The organism is Nocardia sp. GP40 (genome assembly GCF_050434125.1).
Classification (GTDB): Bacteria; Actinomycetota; Actinomycetes; order Mycobacteriales; family Mycobacteriaceae; genus Nocardia; species Nocardia albiluteola.
Genome location: NZ_JBNPVW010000015.1, coordinates 192,035 through 215,176 on the forward strand (window position 1 = coordinate 192,035; position 23,142 = coordinate 215,176).

The following is a 23,142-nucleotide window of genomic DNA, read 5'->3' on the forward strand; positions in this document are numbered from 1 at the left end:
ATGACGAGCGGAACTCCTCAGCCAATGAGAGTCCAGTGGTCTCCGATTGGATCTGTTTCAAAGGTCCAGCGATGCCGCATGATTGCCGCTATGCTGTTTCGCCGATTGCTCGCCCTCTACGCCGGACTCTGGCTGTACGGCTTCTCGATGGCCGTGATGATCCGCGCCGGGCTCGGCCTGGATCCGTGGGACGTGTTCCATCAGGGCGTCGCCCGGCATGTGCCGGTCAGCTTCGGCACGGTGACGGCCCTGACCGGAATCACCGTGCTGCTGGCCTGGATTCCGCTGCGGCAGAAGCCCGGACTGGGCACGGTGAGCAATGTGGTGGTGATCGCGGTCGCGGTGGACAACGGCCTGCGCTGGCTACCGCACCCGCACAACCTGGGCCTGCAGATCGGGGCGATGGCCGCGGCGGTGCTCCTCAATGCCGTCGCCACCGTGCTGTACATCGGCGCGGGAATGGGCCCCGGCCCGCGCGATGGACTGATGACTGGCCTCGTCGCCCGCACCGGCTGGTCGGTGTGGCCGATCCGTACCTCGATCGAGGCGACCGTGCTGCTCACCGGCTGGCTACTCGGCGGCAGTGTCGGTGTCGGCACCGTCGTCTACGCATTCGGCATCGGCCCCCTCATCCATCTGCTGATCCCACTGGTCAACCGGTGGCTCCCGGGCTTCGCCACCGTCCGGCCGCGGACCCCCGAGCCCGCTGCCGCCTGATCCGGCCGAATCCGCTAGCGGCCCAACGGATTCGAGCGCGGGAACCGGCGGGAGCTCAGCCGCGCAGGCCCAGGATCGCGAGCCGGACGCGGTTGGTGGCACCGGTCTTCGCCATCAGGCTCGTGACGTGCGTCTTCACGGTGGTCAGTCCGATGTGCAGGCGATCGGCGATCTCGCCGTTGGTCAGCCCGGCCGAGATCAGCTCCAGCACCTCGGATTCCCGCGCGGTCAACCCGGCGGGCGTTGCGGTCGTGCGGGTGTCGCGCTCGGCGTGGGCGACCACCGCCGAATTCACCACTCGCCTCAGTACATCGGGCGAGAACGGCCGCTCCCCGGCGGCGGCCCGGCGGATGCCGTCCAGCAGATCGGCCGGCGAGGCGTCCTTGACCAGGAATCCGACCGCGCCCGCGGCGAGGGCCGGATAGAGATGATCGTCGTCGTCGAATGTGGTCAGCACCAGCACCCGGGCGGTGGGACGGGCCGCGAGAATGCCTGCGGTGGCGCGGGTTCCGTCCATGCCCGGCATCCGCAGATCCATGAGCACCACGTCGGGGCGGACCCGTTCGGCCAGCCGCACGGCCTCCGCGCCGGTGGCCGCCTCGCCGACGATCTCCAGGTCACCGGCCGTCCGGCACAGCATGCGCAGCCCGGCCCGGACCAGCTGCTGATCGTCGACGAGCAGCACCCGGATCGTCACGACGCCCGCCCCGGGAGATGCGCCGCCAGCCGCCAGCCCGCCGGGGTCGGCCCGGCCGCGAGCACGCCGTCGAGCAACTGCACGCGTTCGCGCAGCCCGATCAGCCCCAAACCGGCTCCAGCCGAGGATGTTTCGCCTCCCGGCACGGTATTGAACAGCAGAAAATCCACACCGTCATCGTCGCCGATCTCGATCGCCAGCCGGGCCGTCGCATCGGATCCGCCGTGCCGGGCCACGTTCGCCAGACCCTCCTGGGTCAGGCGCAGCAGCGTCAGCGCGGACATGGCATCGATCGCGCCTAGGTCGCCGACCTCGGTCTCGACGCGCGGCCCCAGCCGCCGGGTTCGCACGACGGCGGCATCGATCGCCGCCGGCAGTTCGGCCGGGGCCAGGAGCGATTCTCCCCCGGCGTCCGGCGCGCGCAGTATAGCGACCAGTTTTCGCAGGTCGGCAAGGGTTTCTTTGCCGCTGAGGTGAATGTCTTCCAGCACCTCGCGCACCGCGGGAGGCGCCTCGGGAAAGGAATGCCGGGCCACCCCGACACGCAGCACGGTCGAGGACACATGGTGGGCGATAAGGTCGTGCAGCTCCCGCGCGATCGCGGTGCGCTCGGCCACCCGCGCCGCGGATACCTCGGCCTCCCGGTGCTCGGCCAGCTCCCGGGCCGAGCGCCGGGCGCGTTCGGCGCTGTCCAGCGCGCCGCGCAGCAGGCCGCCGATCAGCAGCGGCAGGCCGGCCATCACCACCGCCCGGTATCCGGTCGCGCCGGCACCACCGGCGGGATGCAGCAGATATGCCGCCGCCAGCAGCCCCGCGCCCAGCCAGGGCCGCCATCCATCCCGTCGCACGGTGAGCTCGGTGAGCGCCACGGTGGCGGCAACCTTGCCCACGATCGGCCCGGTGTGACCGAATTCGAAACCCAGCGCCAGCATCCCGATGGTCGCCACCGCGGTGGCCAGCGGCCGGCGCGCGCCGCCCGCGGTCGCCAGCACCGCACCGACCCCGAGCACCCAATCGACCGGCGACGGCGAATTCCCCAGCCACAGCAGGCATCCGGTCGCGAGCGTTACCCACACCGTGAGCCGCAGCGGCAGCGACCGTTCGTCGAGTAACCACTCGAGGCCGCGCGCCACACCCGGACCATCCATCACGGTCCCATCATGCCGCCGGGGCCGCTGCGCCGTCTCCTACCGTGGTAGGAGACGTCTCCTTCCAGGAGTTGCGAGACCGGCCGCCGGTCCGATTTCCGGAACGCCGGCCCGAGGCACGGTAAGGGCATGACCTCCGACGACATCTCCCCCGCCCAGCCCAGCCGCCGAAAACTGCTGGGTGCCATGGCCGCAACCGGCGTCGTGGCCGGCGCCGCGGGTCTGGCCTCCGGCGTGGCGCTCGGTTACGACGCCGATCCACCCTCCGCGCGCCCCAGTGGTCTGCGCCGCTTCGCGAAGAAAGTGGTGCTGATCACCGGCGCCACCTCCGGGATCGGCGCTGCCGCGGCGCGACAGTTCGCTGCCGAGGGTGCGCGGGTCGCGTTCTGCGGCAGGAGAGTAGAGCGCGGCGCGCAGGTGGAGCGCGAGATCCGCGCCGCGGGTGGCGAGGCCACCTATATCCACGCCGACGTGCTGATCGAGGACGACGTCCGCAAGTTCGTCGACGCCGCCGTCGCGAAGTACGGCGGGTTGGATGTCGCATTCAACAACGCGGGCATCACCATTCAGAAGAAGCTGCACGAATACAGCGCCGAGGAGTTCGACCGGGTGGTGCACACCAACCTGCGGGGCGCGTTCCTTGCCACCAAGTACGAAGTGCCGCACATGATTCGCGGCGGCGGTGGAACCATCGTGATCACCTCGTCGTCCAATGCGCTGGCCACCGAATCCGGTCGCGCCGCCTACACCGCGAGCAAACGCGGGCTGGTCGGGCTGATGCAGTCGGCCGCGCTGGACTATGCCGCCGACGGCATCCGGATCAATGCCCTGGTCCCCGGCGTCACCGATACCGAGCTGGTCCGGAACGCGGGCCCGATCGGGAACCTGCCGGATGCCGCGTACGAGGCGGCAATGAGCCAGTGGGCGAAGACGAATGTTCCCGGCCTGGGCCGCCTGGCCACTCCGGACGAGATCGCCTCGTTCGCACTGGCTCTGGCCTCGCCGGACTACACCTACCTCACCGGCGCGCAGCTGGTCGTGGACGGCGGCAAGACCGCGCACGCCTAACGGCTTCAGTTGTCGCGCACGATAATTCCCGCCGCGCGGGCGAAGGCCGGCGCGAGGTCCAGCAGCTGCGGGGTGCTGATGGTCGAGCCCTTCAGCGCGTCGATCCCGGCGGTCAGGTCCAGGGTGGTCGCGCCGCGCAGGTCGACATCCTGCAGCTTCGAACCGTGCAGCGTGATGCCGTCCAGGCGGGTTCCCGGGAAGCTGACGCGGCGCAGAGTGGCCTCGGCGAAATCGGTGTCACGCAGCACGCAGTCGGCGAACGTCACGTCCTGCAGGGCCGCGTTGCGTAGGTTCACCGAATCGAATTTGCACCCCTCGAAACGGATTCGGCGCAGCTGCACGCCGACGGCCTCGACGCCGGACAGGGCGCACTCGACGAATTCGGAGTTCAGCCAGCCGGATTGGCCCAGATTGGTCCCGATGAACCGGACGGCGCGCAGCCAGACGTCGTCGAACCGGCCGTATCTCATCGCACCGCCAGCGAAATCGACCGTGGTGAAGGCCGATTCGGTGAACCGGGTGCCGCGGGCGTCCGGCGCCTCGATGGTGAGCCCGTCGAGGTGCGCGCTCTCGTACTCGCAGTCGGGCTCGACCTCGCCCTCGAACGCTTCCAGAAAGCGGGCGTACGACAGGTCGGCGAGGTCGCGGGGCATTCCTGCACCCTACCGAGTCAGCGGCGCGGGGCCTTCGCGGTGACCTTCGGCGAGGCAGACCTGCGCGGAGACCTCGGCGGTGAGGGGTCATCGCAAGAACCTCGGCGGCACCGGCATTCACGTTTACCGCGGCGACGCAGGCAACACGGGAAGATAGGGGGCCACCTGGGATCGGAGGAATCAGCGGCGGAGGTGGCGCCTCAGCGGGCAGCGCGGGACATTCGGCCACCGGCGGCAGGGCGGCCCCTCGGATTACCGCGGCGGCGCGGGCGGCAGCGGGAAGATCGGGGGCAGCTGGATCGGGGGCAGCTGGAATATCGGCGGCGGAGGTGGCGGAGCCTCGGGTGCCGGGGCGGGGGCGGGACGTTCGACCTGGGGCGGCGGGGCGGGGTGCTCAGCCACCGGCGGCGGGGCAGGTCGTTCGGCCACCGGTGGGGGACGGTGCGGCGCCGGCGCCTCGACGGCCTCCGGCTGCTGCACAGGCTGCGGCGGCGCAGCGGCATCCGGCGGCGGAGCCGGGACCGTTGCGCACGCCCAGGCCGGTCCGGCGCCGATCACCCAGTGGGCTACGAGACCATCGTGCGAGCAGTCGTCACCAACCCGGTGGTCGGCGCTGACCAGCCCGGGCGCCGCGCACACCCACTTGTTGTCACGCCGCTGCCATCGCATGGCGACGTGATCGTGCGAGCAGTCGTCGCCCTCGGCGTGGGGCTGGGTCGCACCGGCCGCGGCGACCGGGACGGCGGCATAGGGATTGCGGGTGGTCGCGGCCGCCGGCGTCGAGGAGTCCGCGGGTTGCACATCCTTGTTCGACCGGTTCAACAGCACCCCGACCAGAATCGCGACGCCGACGATGGCGATGGCCACCGTGGCTACGGCTACGTTCCGGGCGGTGTCGCTCTCACCGTCCTGTGGTGCCTCGTTCGGTGATGCCATAGCCGGAACCTTTCGTTCACCAGTTGCACTGCTGGTTCGAAAGCCCATTCACCAGGCACGTTACCAAGATCGTTGCAGGCTGGGAGGTCTGACGCGGATCTTGTTCAGACCGTGATCCGTCCGCACCCGCTAGTCCAGGTCGACCCGCACCGTCAGCAGGTCGGTGCCGACGGCCCGGACCGCCGCGCTGTTGTAGCGCGGCAGGGTGCGCAGCCGCGCCCGCGCATCGTCCTCGGGCAGCAGATGTGCGGTCCCGGAATGCCACTGCCCGCGCAGCCGCAGCCGCACCCGGTTGTCGGCCTGGATATTGCGGATGTACTGGGATCGCTCGCCGAATTCCGAGACGAGCCAGAACGAGTTCCCGACGCGGGCGCCGCCGATCGGGGTCTGCCTGGGCTGCCCGCTGACCCGGCCGGTCGTCTCGAGCAGCGTTTGCGCGGGCGAGCGGCGCAGCATCGGATTACCGATATACCGCTGGAAGGTAGTCACCACGCGATGCTGGAAAGCGCGATTCACCATGCCTCGACGGTACTCGCGCCAGCCGTTCTGCCCGGGCGGGTTACGCCACGAACTGGTGGTCCGTGCGAATGCGGTGGTCGGCGTCGAGGGTGAACACGTCGAAGCCGGAGCCCGCCACCGCACCGTCGGCCCGGGTGCGCATGACCCAGGTGAGTGTCACGGCTCCCCCGGCCTGCGCTGCGGCGGCGCCGTCCAATTCGAAGACGTATTCGCCCGGCTCGACGAACATCTCGAAGGCGCGGGTCACCCGCTCGTCCATCGCGTCGTAGCCGTGGACCTCGAGGGCCGGGGGGACGATCCCGTGGTTGCGGGCGGCATCGCGGATCGGCTCGGGCGGATTGACCACGACTTGGTGCGCGTCGACCGACCAGACCTCGCGGACCAGCGCACGCCGTCGGTCGGGATCGGGCTCGTTCCACATGGCCACATAGCGGTCGGCCAGTTCTTTCACGGTGTTGTCGGTGAGTTCGTCGTTCATGGCGTCGAGTGTGCCGAGGCCGGTGCCGCCGCGCGATTCCCTGCGGGGAATGGCGCGGCTCGCCCGCGGCGTTGACGATGGAACCATGACGACAACCCTGGCCGAGCCCGCCTTCGCCCGCGAATTGCGCCGCTGGCGCGGCATGCGGCGGTTGAGTCAGCTCGATCTCGCCTTGCGCGCCGACACCAGCCAGCGTTATCTGAGCTACCTCGAACAGGGCCGTTCCCAGCCGGGCCGGGCGATGGTGGTGCGGCTGGCCGAATCGCTGGGGCTGTCGCTGCGCGAGCGCAACGCGCTGCTGCTGTCGGCGGGGTACGCGCCGATATTCGGCGAATCCGGCATGGACACACCACAATTGGCGCCGGTCCGCACCGCGCTGCGCGCGATCCTGGAGGGCCACATGCCCTATCCGGCCCTGGTGGTGGACCGGCACAGCATCATGATCGACGCCAATGCGGCCTTCAACCTGTTCACCGAGGGCTGTGCACCCGAACTGCTTCGCGCGCCGATCAATGTGCGCCGCCTGGCGCTACATCCCGACGGCCTCGCCCCGCGCATAGCCAATCTCGCCGAATGGGGCCGCCACGTCACCGAAGCCCTGCGCAACCGGGTCCGGATCAGCCCCGACCCCGAACTCGAGGAGTTCATCGCCGAGCTGGAATCCTATCTGCCGCAATCCGATCCGGGCCCCGGCTATCTCGGATTCGCCGTGCCGCTCCGATTGCGCAGCGAGGCAGGCGAATTGCGCCTGATCACCACCCTGACCTCCTTCGCCACGGCCACCGACATCACCCTCGCCGAACTCCACCTCGAGGCCTTCCTACCGGCCGACGAGGAATCCGCCCGGATCCTGCGCGACCGAGCGGAGCGGGCCGGCTGAATCGAGGCCCGCTGGGGCCCTCACCAGCTGCGTCCGACCGCGAGCAGGGCGTCGTGCACCATGTCCACGTGCGGACGGGCGGGCGCACCGATGCGCCGGGCCAGGAAGACGGTGTTGATCGGCGGGTCGGCAGGTTCCAGCAGCGGCACCACATCGCCCGAATCCAACTGCGCAGCAATGAGATAACGCGGCAGTACGGTGACTCCCGCACCCGCCGCGACGAGCGCGGCCAGCGCGCGCAGATCGGGCGCGATCACGGCCGGCTCGGCGTCGAGGCGGGTGTCGAACACGTGCCGCCAGTAGCGTCGCAGGATCGGCAGATCCGCGGCATAGGTCAGCAGCGGCGCCGCCTCGAGGGCCGCGGGGCCGCCGCGCCGCAGGCGCTCGGTATCGATGCCTTTGGCCACGTCGGGGGCGGCGACCAGCACGAATTCCTCGTCCATCAGGGCCTCGGCGTGCACGGTGCGCCCGCGCGGCCGCACCGTACACACGGCCAGGTCGTACTGCCCGGTGCGCAGCCCGGCCAGCAGATCCTCGGCCAGACCGCTGGTCACCGTCAGCCGCACGCCCTGGGCCACCGGCGCGGCCAGCGCGGGCAGCACCAGCAGGGCCAGCATTTCGGCCGGACCCGCCAGCTGCACCGGCGGTTGCGCCGCGGGCGCCTGCACACCCCCGCCGGCGATCGCCTCGAGCGCGTCCAGCGGTCCCGCCAGTCGCGCGGCCAGCTCGTCGGCCGCGGCGGTGGGGGTCACCCCGCGCGGCAGCCGCTCGAAAAGCTGCCGCCCGAAACGCTTTTCGAGTGTCTGCAGCTGGGTGGTCACCGTGGGCTGGGACAGCCCGATCAGCCGCGCGGCCGCGGTCACCGACCCCGCCCGATAGACCGCCAGGAAGGTGCGCAGCTGGATCAGGTCCAGTCCGCCCTCGGCATTGCGTTCCACCGCCCCACCTCACGCTCGAATCCGGCGCGGTCGCGGCCCGTCCGGCGCCGCGACCACCATCGCCTCCGAGTCTATTGAGCTGCCGTCGTTTCTCCTCATCCGATACTTGCACACGAATACTCGTAGCCGTATATTCGTAAACGAACATTAGGAGGTGACATGGCGAAGAAGCGGAAGGTCGGCAACCTGCTGGCCCTGGCCGTGCTGACGACGCTCACCGAGCGGCCGATGCACCGGTACGAGATCGCGGCCCTGCTGGTCGAGCGCGGTAAGGACCGCGACATGGACATCAAGATGGGGTCGCTGTACACGGTGGTGCAGAATCTCGAGAAGCACGGCCTGCTCGAGATTGTCGGCAGCGAACGCGACGGCGCACGCCCCGAGCGCACCATCTACGCCATCACCGAGGCCGGCCGAGCCGAGGCCGTCGACTGGATCCGCGAGATCGTCTCCACCCCCGAGCTCGAGCATCACCGGTTCTCCGCGGGCCTGTCCGTCGTGGCGATGCTGCCGCCCGACGAGGTCATCGCCCTGCTCGCCACCCGGCTCGAGCGGCTGGAGCGCGATGTCGCCGCCGCCCGCGCGGAGCTCGCGAAATGCCCGCCCGAAGTGCCGCGACTGTTCCTGATCGAGGCCGAATTCAACATCGCGATCCTGGACGCCGAGATCGCCTGGGTGCGCGGCCTGCGCACCGAGCTGGCCGAGGGCACCTTCCCCCACATCGAGATGTGGCGAAACTTTCATGCCACGAACATGGCGATGTCCGAGATCGTCGAGCAGGTCGAAAGGGGGGACTTCACCCGTCCGGCCTGAATTCCTCAGGCACGCAATGAAACCGAGCCCGGCAAGGTGCGGCAACACCCCACCGGGCCCGATCGAATCACCGTCTCGAACCGCATCCGTGCAGGTGAACCCGGCCCAAGTTTGGCAACTACAGGATAACTGGGCTCCCTGTGCGTGGATCGGATCGGGCATCCACACCCATCCACAAGGGAGAAATTCTCATGTCCGCAATTCGCTCCGCACTCATCATCGGCGGCGGCGTCGCCGGTCCGGTCGCCGGCACCGCGCTGCAGATGGCGGGTATCGAGGGCCGCGTCTACGAGGCCTATCCGGGCCCGGCGTACAACATCGGCAGCACCCTCGGATTCGCCGCCAACGGCCTGGCCGCGCTCGATGTCATAGGCGCGGGTGATCCGGTGCGCAAGGTGGCCCTGCCGATGCGCCACACGGCAATGTCGTTCGGGCACAAGACGGTCGAGATGCCCGGCCTGACGGGCATCGAACCGCTGCAGGTGGTCGAACGCGGGGATCTGCACCGGGCGCTGCACGATCACGCCGTCGCCGCGGGTGTCCCCTTCGAGTACGGCAAGCGCCTGGTCGGCGTCGAGGAGCACGCCGACGGCGTCACGGCGCGGTTCGCCGACGGCAGCAGCGCCACCGCGGACATTCTGCTCGGCGCGGACGGCATCAAGTCGCTGGTTCGCACGCTCGTCGATCCGAATGCCCCCGAGGCGAACTACACCGGACTGCTCGGCTTCGGCGCCAACACCGACTGCACGATCGATGTCCCCTCGGAGACAATGATTTTCGCATTCGGCAAGAATGCCTACTACCTGTACTACGCGCTGCCCGACGGCCGGGTGGGGTGGGGTGCGAACCTGCCGAACAAGGAGTACATGACCATGTCGGAGGCCCGCGCGGTGCCCAGCGAGGAGTGGTTGCGCATCCTGCGGGAGACCTACGGCCAGGACACCCCGGGCGGCGAATTCGCCCGCAATACCCGGCCGGAGGATCTGGTCGTCATCGGCGGAATGCACATCATGCCGCCGGTCCCGACCTGGTACCGCGATCGGATGGTACTCGTCGGCGACGCGGTGCACGCCCCGTCCAACAGCACCGGCCAGGGGGCCTCGCAGGCCATCGAATCGGCGATTCAGCTGGCCCGCTGCCTGCGCGACTTCGACGATCCGGCAACGGCTTTCGCCGCCTACGAGCGGATCCGCCGACCTCGGGTGGAGCGGATCGCCGCGCGTGGCGCGAAGATCAACCACAGCAAGACCCTGGGCCCGGTGATGCGCCGGGCGCTGCCGGTGCTGATGCCGATGGCCGCCAAGATGGGGTTCGAGAAGACGATGCGCCGCGAGCAGAGCTACATCATCGACTGGGATGCCCCGGTGAACGAGACGGCCGAGCTCGCCATGGCGTGATCCAATTGGACACAACCGCGTGAGGCATGCGGGCGTCGGAATACCTTTCCGCCGCCCGCGTTCGCGGGTTCAGACCCGGGCCGCGGTCAACATCTCCGGCCGGTCGGATTCGTCCAGGAGTTTGGTGGCGATATTGTCCAGCGCCTGGTCCAGCAGCGCCCGATCGCCGGGGTTCGCGCAATCCCAGTCGTCGATCCGGCTGCACAACCAGGTGCGCCAGGCGGCCTTGATGCGGTCGGACTCCTCGTGGCCGCGCTCGGTGAGATGTATTCGCGGACCGTCGAATTTGATGGTGCCCAGCGCAAGTGCCTTCTCGTACACCGGTTCCAGCACCTCCGGCGGCACCCAGTGCGCCCGGGCGATGGCCGCGAGCGTGGCCTCACCGCGCGCCCGGCGCAGCATCTGGACCTGCCCGATCGCCCACGCCTGGGCGCGCGTCAGCGAGGTGCCCGAGGACGCCAGGATCAGCGGATCGGGGGCCTCGTCCGTGCGCATCCGGCGCATCAGGCCGGCCAGCGATTGTTCCAGCAGCACAACGCGATCGGGCGATTCCGGCATCGAGAATCCGCCGCCCATGTCCGTGGCCTCGCCGCGCATGCTGTCGCGCAGCGGCACCTCCTCGAGGAACCACGCGACCACGAAGCCGACGATGGCCACCGGCACCACCCACCGGAACACGTGATCGATCGAGGCGGCGTAGGCGTCGATGATCGGATTTGCCTGGGCCTCGGGAAGTTTGCGCAGCAGCTGCGGATTCTGCGCGGCCATCGGGGGCACCCCGGGCACCCGCTCGAGCGCGTGGCGCAGGTTGGGCCCGATCTGGTTGTTGTACAGGGTGCCGAAGATCGCGGTGCCGAATGTGCTTCCCAGCGTGCGGAAGAAGGTCACCCCGGAGGTGGCGGTACCCAGGTCCGCATACGGCACCGTGTTCTGCACGACGATGGTGAGCACCTGCATCGACAGCCCGATACCCAGGCCCAGAATCAGCATGTACAGCGATTCGCGCAGGACCCCGGTGCCCCGGCCCATCGTCGACATCAGCCCCAGCCCGACCGCCATCACCGCGGTGCCGACGATCGGAAAGTACTTGTAGCGCCCGGTCTTTCCGACCACCTGACCGGACAGGATCGAGGTGGTGAACAGGCCCACGACCATCGGCAGTGTCCGCACGCCCGACATGGTGGCCGAGACGCCGTCGACGTACTGCAGGTACGCAGGCAGGTAGGTCATCGCGCCCAGCATCCCGAAGCCGACGATGAACGACAGGATCGAGCAGACGGTGAAGACGTTGCTGCGGAACAGGTGCATCGGCAGCATCGGCTCGGCGGCCCGCAGTTCGACCAAGACGAAGGCCGCCAACAGGATCGCCGCGGCGACGAACAGCCCGAGGATCGTCGTGGATCCCCACGGATACTGCTGCCCACCCCATTCCAGCCCGAGGATCAGACAGCTCACCCCGAGCGCGACCAAGGCGATGCCCGCATAGTCGATGATGGGCCGAATCACGGTGCGCACGTGCGGAATCGCCCGCGCCGCGACGGCGATCATGACGATCGCGAGCGGGACGTTGACGTAGAAGCACCACCGCCAGCTCAGGTGATCGGTGAACAACCCGCCGAGCGTCGGCCCGACGACGGTGGTGATGCCGAAGACCGCGCCGAGCGCGCCCTGGTACTTGCCGCGGTCGCGCAGCGGGATGACATCGGCGATCAGCGCCATGGCGGTCACCATCAGCCCGCCCGCGCCCACCCCCTGGATCGCGCGCGCGACGATCAGCAGCAGCATGCCGTTCGACAGGCCGGCGATCATCGACCCGACGATGAAGATCAGGGCGCTGAGCTGGAAGACGAGTTTGCGTCCGAACAGGTCGCCGAACTTGCCCGCCAGCGCCGTGGCCACCGCCTCGGCCAGCAGATAGGAGGTGACCACCCAGGCCATATGCCCGGAGCCACCGAGATCGGCGACGATTGTCGGCAGCGCGGTGGCCACGATGGTCTGATCGAGCGCAGCCATCAGCAGGCCGAGGGCGACGGTGATGAAGACGACGTTGGCCCGGGCACTGGTCACGGGCGCAGGAGAATCGGCGACTGCCGGGGCACCTGTCATTAGCTCAGTATGTGCCGATCGTTGCTATTCCGTCGGTAAGATACGTAAAATACGGCGTTCGCTCCAAGATCAGCTATCCAACAGCATCCGGCGCGTGATCTCCTCCAGCTCAGCGCTTCCGCCGGAACTTACCGTTAAGTAAGATAGTATCGCGAGGCAGTGCACCGCTGCCCGGACGACTCCAGCAAAGGTCCCGAAGCAATGGCGTGGAAGCCCACCGAAATCCCCGATCAGACCGGGCGCACGTTCGTGATCACCGGCGCCAACGGCGGCATCGGCAAGCAAACCACCAAGGTGCTGGCGGGCAAGGGTGCGACGGTGATCATGGCCTGCCGCAACACCACCACCGCCCAGCAGGTCGCCGACGAGATCGGCGGCGACATCTCGGTTTCGGCGCTGGATCTCTCCGATCTGTCCTCGGTCCGGGAATTCGCCGAGCGCACCGGCGAATTCGACGTGCTGATCAATAACGCCGGGCTGATGAACATTCCGTTCTCGCGCACCCGCGACGGATTCGAAACCCAATGGGGCGTCAATCATCTGGGGCATTTCGCGCTCACCGGCCTGCTGCTGGACCGCATCGGTGATCGCGTCGTCACCCTGGCCAGCATCGCGCACCGCCAGACGCCGAAGCTGTGGATCGACGATCTGAACTACGAAAACCGCCGCTACCAGCGCAATCTCGCCTACGCACAGGCCAAGCTCTCGAATCTGATGTTCGCCCGCGAACTGCAGCGGCGCCTGACCGAGTCCGGATCGTCCAAGCGCTCCTACGCCGTGCACCCGGGTGTCTCGGCGACGGACCTGTTCACCCGCACCGAGACCCTGGTCGACCGGATCGCCAAGCCCGCGGTCGCGCTGATCGGCCACTCCCCCGCGCGTGCCGCGCACTCGAGTCTGTTCGCCGCCACCATGCCCGACGCCGACCCGAACACCTACTGGGGTCCGACCCGGCTGTTCGGCAGTCAGGGCCCGGTGCAGGCCTCGCCGTCCAGCAAGCTGTCGCAGAACCGCGACCTGTGGCGGCGGCTGTGGGAGGAGTCCGAGCAGCGCACGGGTGTGACCTACAAGTTCTGACCCCCGACCTGTTCCTACGGACCGTGTAGTAGACGAGTACCGTAGATGCCGTGTCCGCTCCACACCGCCGCCCGGCCCTGATCATCCTGGTGATCGTCGCCGCGCTGACCTGCCTCGCGCTGGGCTGGTGGCAGTGGACGCGGTTCGAATCCGGGACCGGGACCGGGCAGAACCTCGGCTACGCGCTGCAGTGGCCGTTGTTCGCCGGGTTCGTGGTGTTCGCCTACGTGCGGTTCGTGCGGCTCGAGCGCGAGTCCGACGTCCCCGAGGACGAGCGTCCCGCACCGGTGAAGCCGGCCAAGCAGCGCGAGATACCCGAGGGCATCCTGCCCGAACGCGCGGCGCACACGCGCCGCGAGGACGATCCGGTGCTCGCCGAATACAACCACTACCTGGCCGAACTGAACGCGCAGGACCTGCGCGAACAGGTGCGCGCCGCCGGGCTCGAGGCCCGCGAGACCGAGAGGAGCGCCGGTTGAGCGCCAGCGACAACACCGACACCGCCGCAACCGAAGTGCGGGACGCCGAGCCCGCCGCCCAGGTGCAGCCGGCAGCCGCCCCCACCCCGGCGTCGGCCGTCGTTCCACCGACACCGCCCGCCGCCCCCCGCCCAGCGATCAGCGCGAAGAAGGTGCGTCCCGCCTTCCTGCGCTACCGCACCCTCGCCTGGGCCACCGGCACCTGGCTGCTGCTGCTCTGCGCGGAGATGATCGCGAAGTACGGCTTCGGCGTCCACACCCCGAACTGGATCGCGGTTGTCCACGGCTGGGTCTACTTCGTCTACCTGATCGTCACCGCCGACCTCGCGATCAAGGTCCGCTGGCCCCTCGGCCGCACCATCGGCACCCTCCTGGCAGGCACTATCCCTCTGCTGTCGTTCTTCGTCGAACACGTCAACGCCAAGCAGGTCAAGCAGACCTACGGCCTCTGAGGTCGTTGCACGATCAGCTGCAGGGCCGACCTCCCTATCCGACAGTGACGGCTGCGCGGCGGTAGGTCGCCACCGCACCGGCCAGGAGGGACAGGGCGGCTACGTAGAGCAGTCGGACGCCGAGGACAAAGGGCTGGAACGGCAAGGGCATGAGGGGAAGCAGGGCCAGCAGCAACGCCGCCGTCAGGCCTGTCGACAGCCAGAAGAGTTTCGGTGCACGGGGGAACTTTCGGGGCTCACCGTGCCAGATTCGCAGCAGTCCGCGGCGGCCGATGTAGTAGAACAGCGCGACCGCGAGCACCGCACCGAGGCAGGTGGATGTCTGTTGGAGCAGATACCACCAGGGCCTGCCCAGCAGGCTCGGGTGCAGCAGCGCGGGGAATCGGGCTACTCCCCAGCCGTGACCACCGGCTGGGTCGTGGGTGAACCCGTCCCAGAAGATGTGGGTGAGTGCGCCGATCAGGATCGAATAGACGGTGACGTACCAGCGGTATCGGACGTCACCGATTACGCCGTAGGCGGGAAGGTCGAACCCGCCCAGGCGCGGTAGGTGCGCGGCGATCTGCGGGGCGGACCGGCGAATCACTGTCGTCGCCACGATGCCGAAGGGCAGACACCACCACAGCAATGCCACCGGGGTGTGCGTCTCGGGCATGGAGAAGAATCCGGCGACAGGGTAGGACGCATCGGGAACCGCCGAACCGACCACCAGCGCAACGCCATCCAGTCGATGCGGCCATCGAATCTTCAGGGGGAGCACGGGTAGCGCATGGGATGGAAAGGTGAGCGGCACGCGCGGAGTGTATCCATGCCCTTCGCACCATGTTCGTCGTCATCGGGGCCACCGGGGTGGTCGGTCGGGAAGTCGTTGCACAGCTGGGAACGGCGGGCGTGAAGGTCACCGCCGTGACCCGCAACCCGGCGCTGGCCAATTTGTCACCGGGAACCGTTAGCACACCGTCGCCGACCTACTCGGCCGCCCCGCCCTCGATTTCGCCGCCTGGGCTACCGAGCGCGCGACCGCGTTCACCCGCTGAAAGGCCGATCGTGTCGGAGATGGAAGCCACGCCGATGCCCGGGATCGCCTCTGTCACAACCGAATCGGTCCGATTTCGGTGGCGATCCCGGCCGGCGCGTAGCGGGCCGCGACCGCACCCAGCGGATGCACGCACGGACCGCTCGCGACCAAGGACAGCAGTTCGGGCACGGCTCACCGAGTACGCGGCTGGGCTACTGCGCGAGGGCGGCCAGCGCCGGGAGGAGTGCGCGCAGCGCGCGGCCGCGGTGCGAGGCCGCGTCCTTCTCGGCGGGGGTGAGTTCGGCGCTGGACTGGGTGCCGCCGTCCGGGACGAACAGGGGGTCGTAGCCGAAACCGCCCTCGCCCGCGGGCTTGCGGGCGATGCGGCCGGGCCATTCGCCCAGGGTGACGACCTCGCGGCCGTCCGCGACCAGGGCACACGCGGAGACGAAGCGGGCGCCGCGGCGCTCGTCGGGGACATCCGAGAGCTGGCCCAGCAGGAGGTCGTTGTTGGCGGTGTCGTCGCCGTGGCGGCCGGACCAGCGCGCCGAGAGCACGCCGGGCATGCCGTTCAAGGCGTCCACCGACAGGCCCGAATCGTCTGCGACGCAGGCCAATCCGGTGGCCGCGGCGCCGTCACGGGCCTTGGCGAGCGCGTTCTCCTCGAAGGTCGCGGCGGTCTCGGGGGCCTCGGGGAACGGCGGCACCTCGTCCAGGCCGACAACCTCGAGGCCCTCGATGCCCGCCTCGGCGAGGATGCGCCGCAGCTCGCCGAGCTTCTTCGCGTTGCGGCTGGCGACCAACACCCGTCGCGGCATTACTTGCGCTTCTCCGGCTCGGGCAGCACGCCCGGATACGGCTGCGCGAGAGCGGCTTTCTGCACCGCGAACAGCTGCTCACACCCGGCCAGCGCGGAGTCCAGCAGCTTGTCCAGGGTGGAGCGCGGGAAGGTGGCACCCTCGCCGGTGCCCTGGATCTCGACCAGGGTGCCGGTATCGGTCGCGACGACATTCATGTCGACCTCGGCGCGCGAATCCTCCTCGTACGGCAGGTCCAGCCGGACCCGGCCGTCGACCACGCCGACGCTCACCGCGGCGATCATGCACGAGATCGGCTGCGGGTCGGCCAGCCGACCGGCCGCCGCGAGGTAGGTGACCGCATCGGACAGCGCCACGTACGCGCCGGTGATGGCGGCGGTGCGGGTGCCGCCGTCCGCCTGCAGCACGTCGCAGTCGATGGCAATGGTGTTCTCGCCGATCGCGGCCAGGTCGATGCAGGCCCGCAGCGAGCGGCCGACGAGCCGGCTGATCTCCTGGGTGCGCCCGCCCACCTTGCCCTTGACGGACTCGCGGCCGCTGCGGGTGTGCGTGGCCGCGGGCAGCATCGCGTATTCGGCTGTCAGCCAGCCCAATCCGGAATCCCGGCGCCACGGCGGCACCCCGTCGGTGACGCTCGCGGTGCACATCACCCGCGTCTGCCCGAACTCCACCAGCACCGACCCCGCGGGGTGCGTAGTGAATCCCCGGGTGATGCGGACCTCGCGGAGTTGATCGTCCGCCCGACCATCGGCTCGTCTCGACACAAGTCAGCAGCCTAGTGGAGCCGCTCGACCCGCAACGCCCCAGGCTCCCCCGCCACTTCAGTGTGCCGCTGCTTGCACCGAGACATGCTCGTCGGGCCGGCGGATGACAGCCCGCTCCGGTTGGGCCCGTCCCGGTGAGTTGCCCATGTGCTTTGCGGGCGCCGAAGTCGCGGGGAAGCGGATCGGCAACCCCTAGATGTCGAAGACCTCGCCCGGCGATACCGCGTGCACGGGACCGCTGAACTGCTCCTTCGCCTCCGCGATCACGTCCTCGCGCGAGATCCACGGCGGAATGTGGGTGAGCAGCAGTTCCCCCACCTCGGCCTTCGCGGCGACCATTCCGGCCTCGGTGCCCGACAGGTGGATGCCCGGTGGACGATTGGCCGGATCGTGTGTCCACGACGCCTCGGCCAGCAGAACGTCCGCACCCTGCGCGAGCTCGAATACCTCGGGGCACAGGGCGGTATCGCCGGTGTAGACCAGGGTGCGCCCGGCCGCGGTGGTGATCCGCAGGCCGTAGGACTCCGGCGGGTGGAACATCCGGCGCGCGGTCACCGTGTGGCCGGGGCCGAATTCCACGGGCTCACCCTCGACCCAGGCGCGCATGTCGATCACGTCGGACCAGTCGTCGCATTCGCCGCCCACCTCCGCGGAGGCGTTGCCGATGCGCAGCGCGCTGTCCGAGGGGCCCCGCACGACAGCCCGACCGCTCGGCGGATTCGGGTGGTACCGGCGCCACACCAGCAAACCCGGCAGATCCAGGCAGTGGTCCGCATGCAGATGTGTCAGGAAGATGTCGACCGCACCGGGATCCTGGTGCCGCTGCAGCGCGCCCAACACGCCCGGACCGAAGTCGATCACCGTCGGAGTCATCTCCGGACCTGTCAGCAGATACCCCGACGCGGGGGAATCCGGGCCGGACACACTGCCCGAGCACCCGATGACGGTAAGGCGCATACCCCCATGCTCCCACGAGGAACTACTAGTCAAGAGGGAATCCCCCACTACTCGTCGGCCGGGTGCGGACGTCATCCCGACGAGGCGAGGCGGCCGAGGTTACCCCCGCGACGATGACGTTCATCCCCGGAGAGTACCCAACCGGCTACCAGTCCACCCAACGCGCCGAAAAGGTGGTCCTGCCACGAGATTCCGGGCTGACCTGGCAGTACTCCCAGCAGAATCCCGCCGTACAGCAACCCGACGATCACGCCGACCACGATCTGCCGGAGGTTTCGGGCGAACACCCCGCGCGAGATCAGGTACAGCAGCCAGCCGAAGACCAGGCCCGATGCCCCGATCGTCACCGATCGGCTGTCGCCGATGAGCCACGGCCCCAATCCACTGATCACCCAGATGATCGCGGTCGCGCCCAGCCCCCGGCCGATGCCGGTCAGCAACGTCAGCAGCCCCAACACGATCACCGGCAGCGTATTGCCGAGCAGATGCGCCCAGCTACCGTGCAGCAGCGGCGCGAAGGCGATGCCCTCGAGCCCGTCCAGGCTGCGCGGCCGGATGCCTCCGGCGTTGTCGAGCGAATTGCTGGTCGCGGAGTTGATGGCCTCGAGGACGTAGAGCAGCGCCACGAAGCCGAGGGTGATCGCGATCGCCCGCACCCACAGCTGCTTCACCGCGGCGGAGTTGCTCGCTCCCGACGCACGATCCAGCTGCTTGCGCAGTGCCCCGATCCGCTCGGGATCGAAGGACGACCCCATCCCAGCGGCCATCGCAGTCACCTCCTCGCGGGGCCCGCGCACCATCACGCCGGGTGGTCCAGGAATCGGACCTCGCTCCTACGAGCGTACTGCGCCCGGGTGACAGGACCGGCTACGCCCAGAGTTGGCCTTCGAGTTTGTCTTCCGCTTCCTCGAGGGTCCCGTCGTACGCACCCGTCGACAGGTATTTCCAGCCACCGTCCGCGACGATGAACGCGATATCGGCGCGACGACCGGCCTTCAACGCCTTGCCCGCGATCCCGAGCGCGGCGTGCAGGACCGCGCCGGTCGAGATACCCGCGAAAATGCCCTCCTGGAGCACCAATTCACGGGTGCGGCGCACCGCGTCGTAGGGGCCCACCGAAAAGCGGGACGTCAGCACGGATTCGTCGTACAGCTCGGGTACGAATCCCTCCTCGAGATTCCGCAGCCCGTACACAAGTTCGCCATAGCGCGGTTCCGCGGCGACGATATCGATATCGGCCACCTGTTCGCGCAGGTATCGGCCCGTGCCCATCAATGTGCCGGTCGTGCCCAGCCCGGCCACGAAATGGGTGATCTCGGGAAGATCGGCGAGAATCTCCGGACCGGTGCCGTGATAATGCGCGAGCGCATTCGCGGGATTGCCGTACTGATACAGCATCACCCATTCGGGATTCTCCGCGGCGATCTTCTTCGCCTGCGCCACAGCCTCGTTCGAGCCGCCCGCGGCCGGGGAATCGATGATCTCCGCACCGAACATGGTCAGCAGCTGACGGCGCTCGACCGAGGTGTTCTCCGGCATCACGCACACCAGCCGGTAGCCCTTGAGCTTGGCCGCCATCGCCAGCGAGATACCGGTGTTGCCGCTGGTGGGCTCGAGGATCGTGCACCCGGGTCGCAGCCGACCGTCGGCCTCGGCCTGCTCGATCATCCGCAGCGCGGGCCGGTCCTTGATGGATCCGGTGGGGTTGCGGTCCTCGAGTTTGGCCCACAGCCGCACGTGATTCTCGCCGTCCCACTGCGGGGACAGGGTGCGCAACCCCACGAGCGGCGTGTTGCCCAGGGTTTCGATCAGCGATTCGTAGCGCGCCACGAGCTAGACCGCTCCTCCGGCGACGGCGGGCAGGATCGTCACGGTGCCGCCCTCGGGCACCTCGGCCTCGAGCCCGCCGGTGAATCGCACATCCTCATCGTCGACGTAGATGTTGACGTAGCGGTTCAGCTTGCCGTCCTTGAGCAGCCGCTCGCGCAGGCCCGCGTGATTGGTCTCGAGGTCGTCGATCACGGCGGCGAGGGTGGCGCCGCTCGCCTGCACGCGCTTCTCGCCGCCGGTGAGGGGACGCATGATGGTCGGGATGGACACGGTTACCGACATGGGTGCTCCTAAAATTTCGGTCTGAAGTATTTACGCACTCGCGTACGCGGGCACGATTCGCACGGGTTCCTCGGTGACCACGCCCTCGACGATCCGGTAGCTGCGCAGCTCGTGCTGCTCCGGGTCGCGCGTGGAGACCAGTACGTAGTGGGCATTGGGTTCGGACGCATAGGAGATGTCGGTGCGGCTCGGATACGCCTCGGTCGCGGTGTGGGAGTGATAGACCACCACCGGCTCCTCGTCGCGGTCGTCCATCTCGCGCCACACCCGCAACTGTTCGCCGGAATCAAAGCGGTAGAAGGTCGGGGAGCGCTCGGCGTTGTCCATCGGCACGAAACGCTCGGGGCGGTCGGTGCCCTCGGGCCCGGCGATGACGCCGCATGCCTCGTCCGGATGGTCGGCGCGGGCGTGCGCCACCATTGCCTCCACGAGGTCCGCCCTGATCTCCAGCACAGTTCGCATCCTTCCGTTCCGTCAGACGGATCCGCACCTCGGCGCGGAACGCTGTCGTCAACGGTCCAGAATATTCGACTATTCCCAGGTCGCCGGGCTCAGGTCCCCCATTTCCCGCACCCCGCCGGGAAACTTCCTCGTCGCAATACCTGTCAATAGTTTCGCGCAGTGAGATTTATATTCCGGCACACCCGTGCCCCGGTGCGAACTACGGCGCGAGGGCCTGCAGCAGGGAATCCTGCATCCAGGTGAGCCAGTGATAGACGTCCAGATGCGGGGCGCGCGGATCGTCGGGATGCAGATGATCGGGTGTGTCGGCCTCGACGCCGATCGCGGTGCCCAGCGCCAGCCGTACGTCGTTCAGCGCGGCGAGCCAGGCGTCGGCCTGCTCGGGGGTGATCACGATCTTGCCGCCCTGTGCGGGCAGGGTGTCCAGCAGCACCGACCCGGCCGCGACCTTGTTCTCGATGATGTCGGGCTCGTGCAGGCTGCGCAGGGCGCTGTTGAGCTCGGCGCGGTCGGCGTCGGGCGAACCGGGTTCGGGGCGGTGGAAATCGGGCAGCAGCCGCGCCAGCCGCGGATCGTCGGGGGGCTCGGCATTGCCGGTACGGAGCCCGGTCAGCGCGGCCAGAGCGTCCTGCGGGGCGGAATCGGCCCGGTCGGTGAGCAGCCCGGTGACCGCACCGACCAGGGAGCGCAACACCTCCGCCTCCCGCGCATCCATCTCCGACCGCAGCTTGAGCCCGCTCAGCGAGTTCTTCCTGCTCCATTTGCGCACGAGGTAACGGTAGTCGCCCTGTTCAGTCGTCACGTTGCATGGTCGCCCAGAGGCCGGCGGCGTGCAGGCGCTGCACATCGTGTTCCATCCTGTCCCGCGAGCCCGACGACACCACCGCCTTTCCTTCGTTGTGGACCTTGAGCATGAGCTCGGTTGCCTTGCCCTTGCTGTAGCCGAACAGCTTTTGGAAGATGTATGCGACGTAATGCATCAAATTGACCGGGTCGTCCCAGACAACGGTCACCCACGGCCGATCCTCGGCCTCGAGAATTTCGGTGTATTCGACGGCCTCGGGGACCGCCTGTCCCGCCATCACCACCCTGGGGCCCGTCGCGCGCCCCGCGGTCCCGCTCCCCCCGCCCGGACCGACCCCGGCCCGGACGGTGTCATCCGAGGCGGCATCGTTCATGCACAGACCCATAACCCTCAGCCTACGACTCGGCTGCGGATACACAACACCCACCGCGCCCGTTTTGCACCCGCTCGTACCGAATATCCGGGCGAATCGGTGTCTACAGTGACGAACGTGGACACCACAGCTACCGCCCCCAGTACCGCACTGCTGACCGACCAGTACGAGTTGACCATGCTCGCGGCCGCGCTGGCCGACGGTTCGGCGCACCGACAGTGCACCTTCGAGGTCTTCGCGCGGCGCCTGCCCAACGGCCGCCGCTACGGTGTGGCTGCGGGCGCCGGGCGAATGCTCGACGCGCTGGCCGAGTTTCGTTTCGGTGAGCCCGAATTGGCAACTGCCGCAGGCTTCCTGGACGCCCCGGTGCTGGAGTGGTTGCGCGAGTACGAGTTCCGCGGCGATATCGACGGCTATCGGGAGGGCGAGCTGTATTTTCCCGGCTCCCCGATCCTTTCGGTGCGCGGCACCTTCGCCGAATGCGTGGTGCTCGAGACGCTGATCCTGTCGATCCTCAACCACGACAGCGCGATCGCCTCGGCCGCGGCCCGGATGGTCAGTGCCGCGGGCGGGCGGCGGATGATCGAGATGGGCTCGCGGCGCACGCACGAGCTGGCCGCACCCGCCAGCGCCCGTGCGGCCTACCTCGCCGGATTCGATGCCACCTCGAATCTGGAGGCGGTGCGCCGCTATGGAGTTCCCGGCGCGGGTACCAGCGCACACGCGTTCACGCTGCTGCACAGCGGCCCGGACGGCGCCCACGAGGCGGCGGCGTTCCGCAGTCAGGTCCAGGCGCTGGGTATCGGCACCACCCTGCTGGTGGATACCTTCGACATCACCCAGGGGGTGGCCACCGCCATCGAGGTCGCCGGGCCCGAATTGGGCGGGGTGCGTATCGATTCCGGCGATCTGGGCGTGCTGGCGCGGCAGGTGCGCGACCAGCTCGACGCGCTCGGGGCCACCCGCACCCGCATCGTGGTGTCGGGAGATCTGGACGAATACGCGATCGCCTCGCTGCGCGCGGAGCCGGTCGACGTCTACGGCGTGGGCACCGCGCTGGTGATCGGGTCCGGCGCCCCGACCGCCGGCATGGTCTACAAGCTGGTCGAGGTGGAGGGGGTGCCGGTGGCCAAGCGCAGCAGCCACAAGGAATCCCGCGGCGGCACCAAGCAGGCGGTGCGGCTGTCCCGGCCGACCGGGACGATCGTGGAGGAGATCGTGTATCGCGCTGCCGGGCCCGCACCCGCGGCCAACGGCTTCTCCGCCCGCGAGCTGCTGACACCGATGGTCCGCGGCGGCAAGATCGCACCGGACCGCCCCACCCTGGCCCAGTCGCGCGAGCTGGTGGCGAAGGGCCTGGTGAGCCTCCCCTGGGAGGGCTTGAAACTCTCGCCCGGAGACCCCGCGATTCCCACCACCTTCCTACAATGAATTCGCACCGCGGGCACGCTCGTCCGACCGGGCAGGGTCGCGCC

At 68.9% G+C, this 23,142-nt stretch carries 27 protein-coding genes; 9 read left to right on the top strand and 18 right to left on the bottom strand.

Annotated elements, in window-relative coordinates; all coding sequences use genetic code 11:
* Window positions 1-90 precede the first annotated feature (90 nt).
* Window positions 91-717, top strand: a complete 627-nt coding sequence (locus ABH933_RS35890) for a YczE/YyaS/YitT family protein (RefSeq protein WP_429424186.1) — start codon at window positions 91-93, stop codon at window positions 715-717.
* Between the two features lie 55 nt (window positions 718-772).
* On the opposite strand, the gene ABH933_RS35895 is transcribed toward ABH933_RS35890, so the two are convergent.
* Together ABH933_RS35895 and ABH933_RS35900 are read right to left on the bottom strand one after the other, a co-directional pair.
* A complete protein-coding gene (locus ABH933_RS35895) occupies window positions 773-1,414 on the bottom strand; it encodes a response regulator (RefSeq protein WP_429424184.1) in 642 nt (213 codons plus the stop codon).
* Window positions 1,411-2,562, bottom strand: a complete 1,152-nt coding sequence (locus tag ABH933_RS35900) for a sensor histidine kinase (RefSeq protein ID WP_429424429.1) — start codon at window positions 2,560-2,562, stop codon at window positions 1,411-1,413. Before ABH933_RS35900 ends, ABH933_RS35895 begins: the two co-directional genes overlap by 4 nt.
* 129 nt (window positions 2,563-2,691) lie before the next feature.
* Between ABH933_RS35900 and ABH933_RS35905 the strand changes: the two genes are divergently transcribed.
* Window positions 2,692-3,630 carry an SDR family NAD(P)-dependent oxidoreductase gene (locus ABH933_RS35905; protein ID WP_429424182.1) on the top strand — a complete coding sequence of 313 codons (939 nt, stop codon included), beginning with the start codon at window positions 2,692-2,694 and terminating at the stop codon, window positions 3,628-3,630.
* A 5-nt stretch (window positions 3,631-3,635) separates the two neighbouring features.
* Here ABH933_RS35905 and ABH933_RS35910 read toward each other — a convergent pair whose 3' ends face one another.
* The 4 genes from ABH933_RS35910 to ABH933_RS35925 form a co-directional block, all read right to left on the bottom strand.
* The gene (locus ABH933_RS35910; RefSeq protein ID WP_429424180.1) at window positions 3,636-4,283 is read right to left on the bottom strand and encodes a pentapeptide repeat-containing protein; all 648 of its coding nucleotides are present in this window, start codon (window positions 4,281-4,283) and stop codon (window positions 3,636-3,638) included.
* A gap of 252 nt (window positions 4,284-4,535) precedes the next feature.
* The gene (locus tag ABH933_RS35915) at window positions 4,536-5,219 is read right to left on the bottom strand and encodes a hypothetical protein (protein ID WP_429424178.1); all 684 of its coding nucleotides are present in this window, start codon (window positions 5,217-5,219) and stop codon (window positions 4,536-4,538) included.
* 129 nt (window positions 5,220-5,348) lie between these two features.
* The gene (locus ABH933_RS35920) at window positions 5,349-5,738 is read right to left on the bottom strand and encodes a nitroreductase/quinone reductase family protein (RefSeq protein ID WP_429424176.1); all 390 of its coding nucleotides are present in this window, start codon (window positions 5,736-5,738) and stop codon (window positions 5,349-5,351) included.
* A 40-nt stretch (window positions 5,739-5,778) separates the two neighbouring features.
* Window positions 5,779-6,303, bottom strand: coding sequence for a hypothetical protein (locus ABH933_RS35925; protein ID WP_245401974.1), 525 nt, complete (start codon window positions 6,301-6,303; stop codon window positions 5,779-5,781).
* Here ABH933_RS35925 and ABH933_RS35930 point away from each other — a divergent pair.
* Entirely contained in the window at window positions 6,302-7,096 is a 795-nt protein-coding gene (locus ABH933_RS35930; protein WP_429424173.1) for a helix-turn-helix domain-containing protein, read from the top strand. The two genes, ABH933_RS35925 and ABH933_RS35930, sit on opposite strands and share 2 nt — an antisense overlap.
* 20 nt (window positions 7,097-7,116) lie before the next feature.
* Here the strand turns inward: ABH933_RS35930 and ABH933_RS35935 are convergent, their stop codons facing one another.
* On the bottom strand, window positions 7,117-8,034 hold the full coding sequence (locus tag ABH933_RS35935; protein ID WP_429424171.1) for a LysR family transcriptional regulator: 918 nt from the start codon (window positions 8,032-8,034) through the stop codon (window positions 7,117-7,119).
* 159 nt (window positions 8,035-8,193) lie between these two features.
* Between ABH933_RS35935 and ABH933_RS35940 the strand changes: the two genes are divergently transcribed.
* Window positions 8,194-8,847 (top strand): PadR family transcriptional regulator, encoded by a 654-nt coding sequence (locus ABH933_RS35940; RefSeq protein ID WP_429424169.1) that lies wholly within the window; start codon window positions 8,194-8,196, stop codon window positions 8,845-8,847.
* 191 nt (window positions 8,848-9,038) lie between these two features.
* Window positions 9,039-10,244 carry an FAD-dependent oxidoreductase gene (locus ABH933_RS35945; RefSeq protein ID WP_429424167.1) on the top strand — a complete coding sequence of 402 codons (1,206 nt, stop codon included), beginning with the start codon at window positions 9,039-9,041 and terminating at the stop codon, window positions 10,242-10,244.
* 69 nt (window positions 10,245-10,313) lie between these two features.
* Here the strand turns inward: ABH933_RS35945 and ABH933_RS35950 are convergent, their stop codons facing one another.
* Window positions 10,314-12,311: an MDR family MFS transporter gene (locus ABH933_RS35950; protein ID WP_429424165.1), complete on the bottom strand. Its 1,998-nt coding sequence runs from the start codon at window positions 12,309-12,311 to the stop codon at window positions 10,314-10,316.
* Window positions 12,312-12,551: 240 nt separating this feature from the next.
* Here ABH933_RS35950 and ABH933_RS35955 point away from each other — a divergent pair, with 240 nt between their 5' ends.
* The 3 genes from ABH933_RS35955 to ABH933_RS35965 all read left to right on the top strand — a co-directional run bounded on the left by ABH933_RS35955 (window position 12,552) and on the right by ABH933_RS35965 (window position 14,358).
* Window positions 12,552-13,427, top strand: a complete 876-nt coding sequence (locus ABH933_RS35955; protein WP_429424163.1) for an oxidoreductase — start codon at window positions 12,552-12,554, stop codon at window positions 13,425-13,427.
* 50 nt (window positions 13,428-13,477) lie between these two features.
* Window positions 13,478-13,906, top strand: coding sequence for a transcriptional regulator (locus tag ABH933_RS35960; RefSeq protein WP_215922816.1), 429 nt, complete (start codon window positions 13,478-13,480; stop codon window positions 13,904-13,906).
* 137 nt (window positions 13,907-14,043) lie between these two features.
* Window positions 14,044-14,358: a DUF3817 domain-containing protein gene (locus ABH933_RS35965; protein ID WP_215922918.1), complete on the top strand. Its 315-nt coding sequence runs from the start codon at window positions 14,044-14,046 to the stop codon at window positions 14,356-14,358.
* Window positions 14,359-14,392: 34 nt separating this feature from the next.
* Here the strand turns inward: ABH933_RS35965 and ABH933_RS35970 are convergent, their stop codons facing one another.
* The 10 genes from ABH933_RS35970 to clpS all read right to left on the bottom strand — a co-directional run bounded on the left by ABH933_RS35970 (window position 14,393) and on the right by clpS (window position 21,571).
* Window positions 14,393-15,151, bottom strand: a complete 759-nt coding sequence (locus tag ABH933_RS35970; RefSeq protein WP_429424161.1) for a DUF4184 family protein — start codon at window positions 15,149-15,151, stop codon at window positions 14,393-14,395.
* Between the two features lie 437 nt (window positions 15,152-15,588).
* Entirely contained in the window at window positions 15,589-16,194 is a 606-nt protein-coding gene (locus ABH933_RS35975; protein ID WP_429424160.1) for a non-canonical purine NTP pyrophosphatase, read from the bottom strand.
* On the bottom strand, window positions 16,194-16,958 hold the full coding sequence (gene rph, locus ABH933_RS35980; protein ID WP_429424158.1) for a ribonuclease PH: 765 nt from the start codon (window positions 16,956-16,958) through the stop codon (window positions 16,194-16,196). Before rph ends, ABH933_RS35975 begins: the two co-directional genes overlap by 1 nt.
* 192 nt (window positions 16,959-17,150) lie before the next feature.
* Complete coding sequence (locus ABH933_RS35985) at window positions 17,151-17,915, bottom strand: cyclic nucleotide-degrading phosphodiesterase (protein WP_429424156.1); 765 nt, start codon at window positions 17,913-17,915, stop codon at window positions 17,151-17,153.
* 71 nt (window positions 17,916-17,986) lie between these two features.
* Window positions 17,987-18,682, bottom strand: a complete 696-nt coding sequence (locus ABH933_RS35990; RefSeq protein WP_429424154.1) for a rhomboid family intramembrane serine protease — start codon at window positions 18,680-18,682, stop codon at window positions 17,987-17,989.
* Window positions 18,683-18,782: 100 nt separating this feature from the next.
* Window positions 18,783-19,745 carry a PLP-dependent cysteine synthase family protein gene (locus tag ABH933_RS35995; protein WP_429424152.1) on the bottom strand — a complete coding sequence of 321 codons (963 nt, stop codon included), beginning with the start codon at window positions 19,743-19,745 and terminating at the stop codon, window positions 18,783-18,785.
* A 3-nt stretch (window positions 19,746-19,748) separates the two neighbouring features.
* Entirely contained in the window at window positions 19,749-20,027 is a 279-nt protein-coding gene (locus tag ABH933_RS36000) for a MoaD/ThiS family protein (RefSeq protein ID WP_215922810.1), read from the bottom strand.
* Window positions 20,028-20,057: 30 nt separating this feature from the next.
* Window positions 20,058-20,480: a M67 family metallopeptidase gene (locus tag ABH933_RS36005; protein ID WP_308166896.1), complete on the bottom strand. Its 423-nt coding sequence runs from the start codon at window positions 20,478-20,480 to the stop codon at window positions 20,058-20,060.
* A 208-nt stretch (window positions 20,481-20,688) separates the two neighbouring features.
* Window positions 20,689-21,258, bottom strand: a complete 570-nt coding sequence (locus tag ABH933_RS36010) for a DUF2017 domain-containing protein (RefSeq protein ID WP_429424427.1) — start codon at window positions 21,256-21,258, stop codon at window positions 20,689-20,691.
* Window positions 21,259-21,280: 22 nt separating this feature from the next.
* The gene (clpS, locus tag ABH933_RS36015; RefSeq protein WP_429424425.1) at window positions 21,281-21,571 is read right to left on the bottom strand and encodes an ATP-dependent Clp protease adapter ClpS; all 291 of its coding nucleotides are present in this window, start codon (window positions 21,569-21,571) and stop codon (window positions 21,281-21,283) included.
* A gap of 213 nt (window positions 21,572-21,784) precedes the next feature.
* Between clpS and ABH933_RS36020 the strand changes: the two genes are divergently transcribed.
* Window positions 21,785-23,098 (top strand): nicotinate phosphoribosyltransferase, encoded by a 1,314-nt coding sequence (locus tag ABH933_RS36020; protein ID WP_429424150.1) that lies wholly within the window; start codon window positions 21,785-21,787, stop codon window positions 23,096-23,098.
* The last annotated feature ends 44 nt before the right edge of the window (window positions 23,099-23,142 follow it).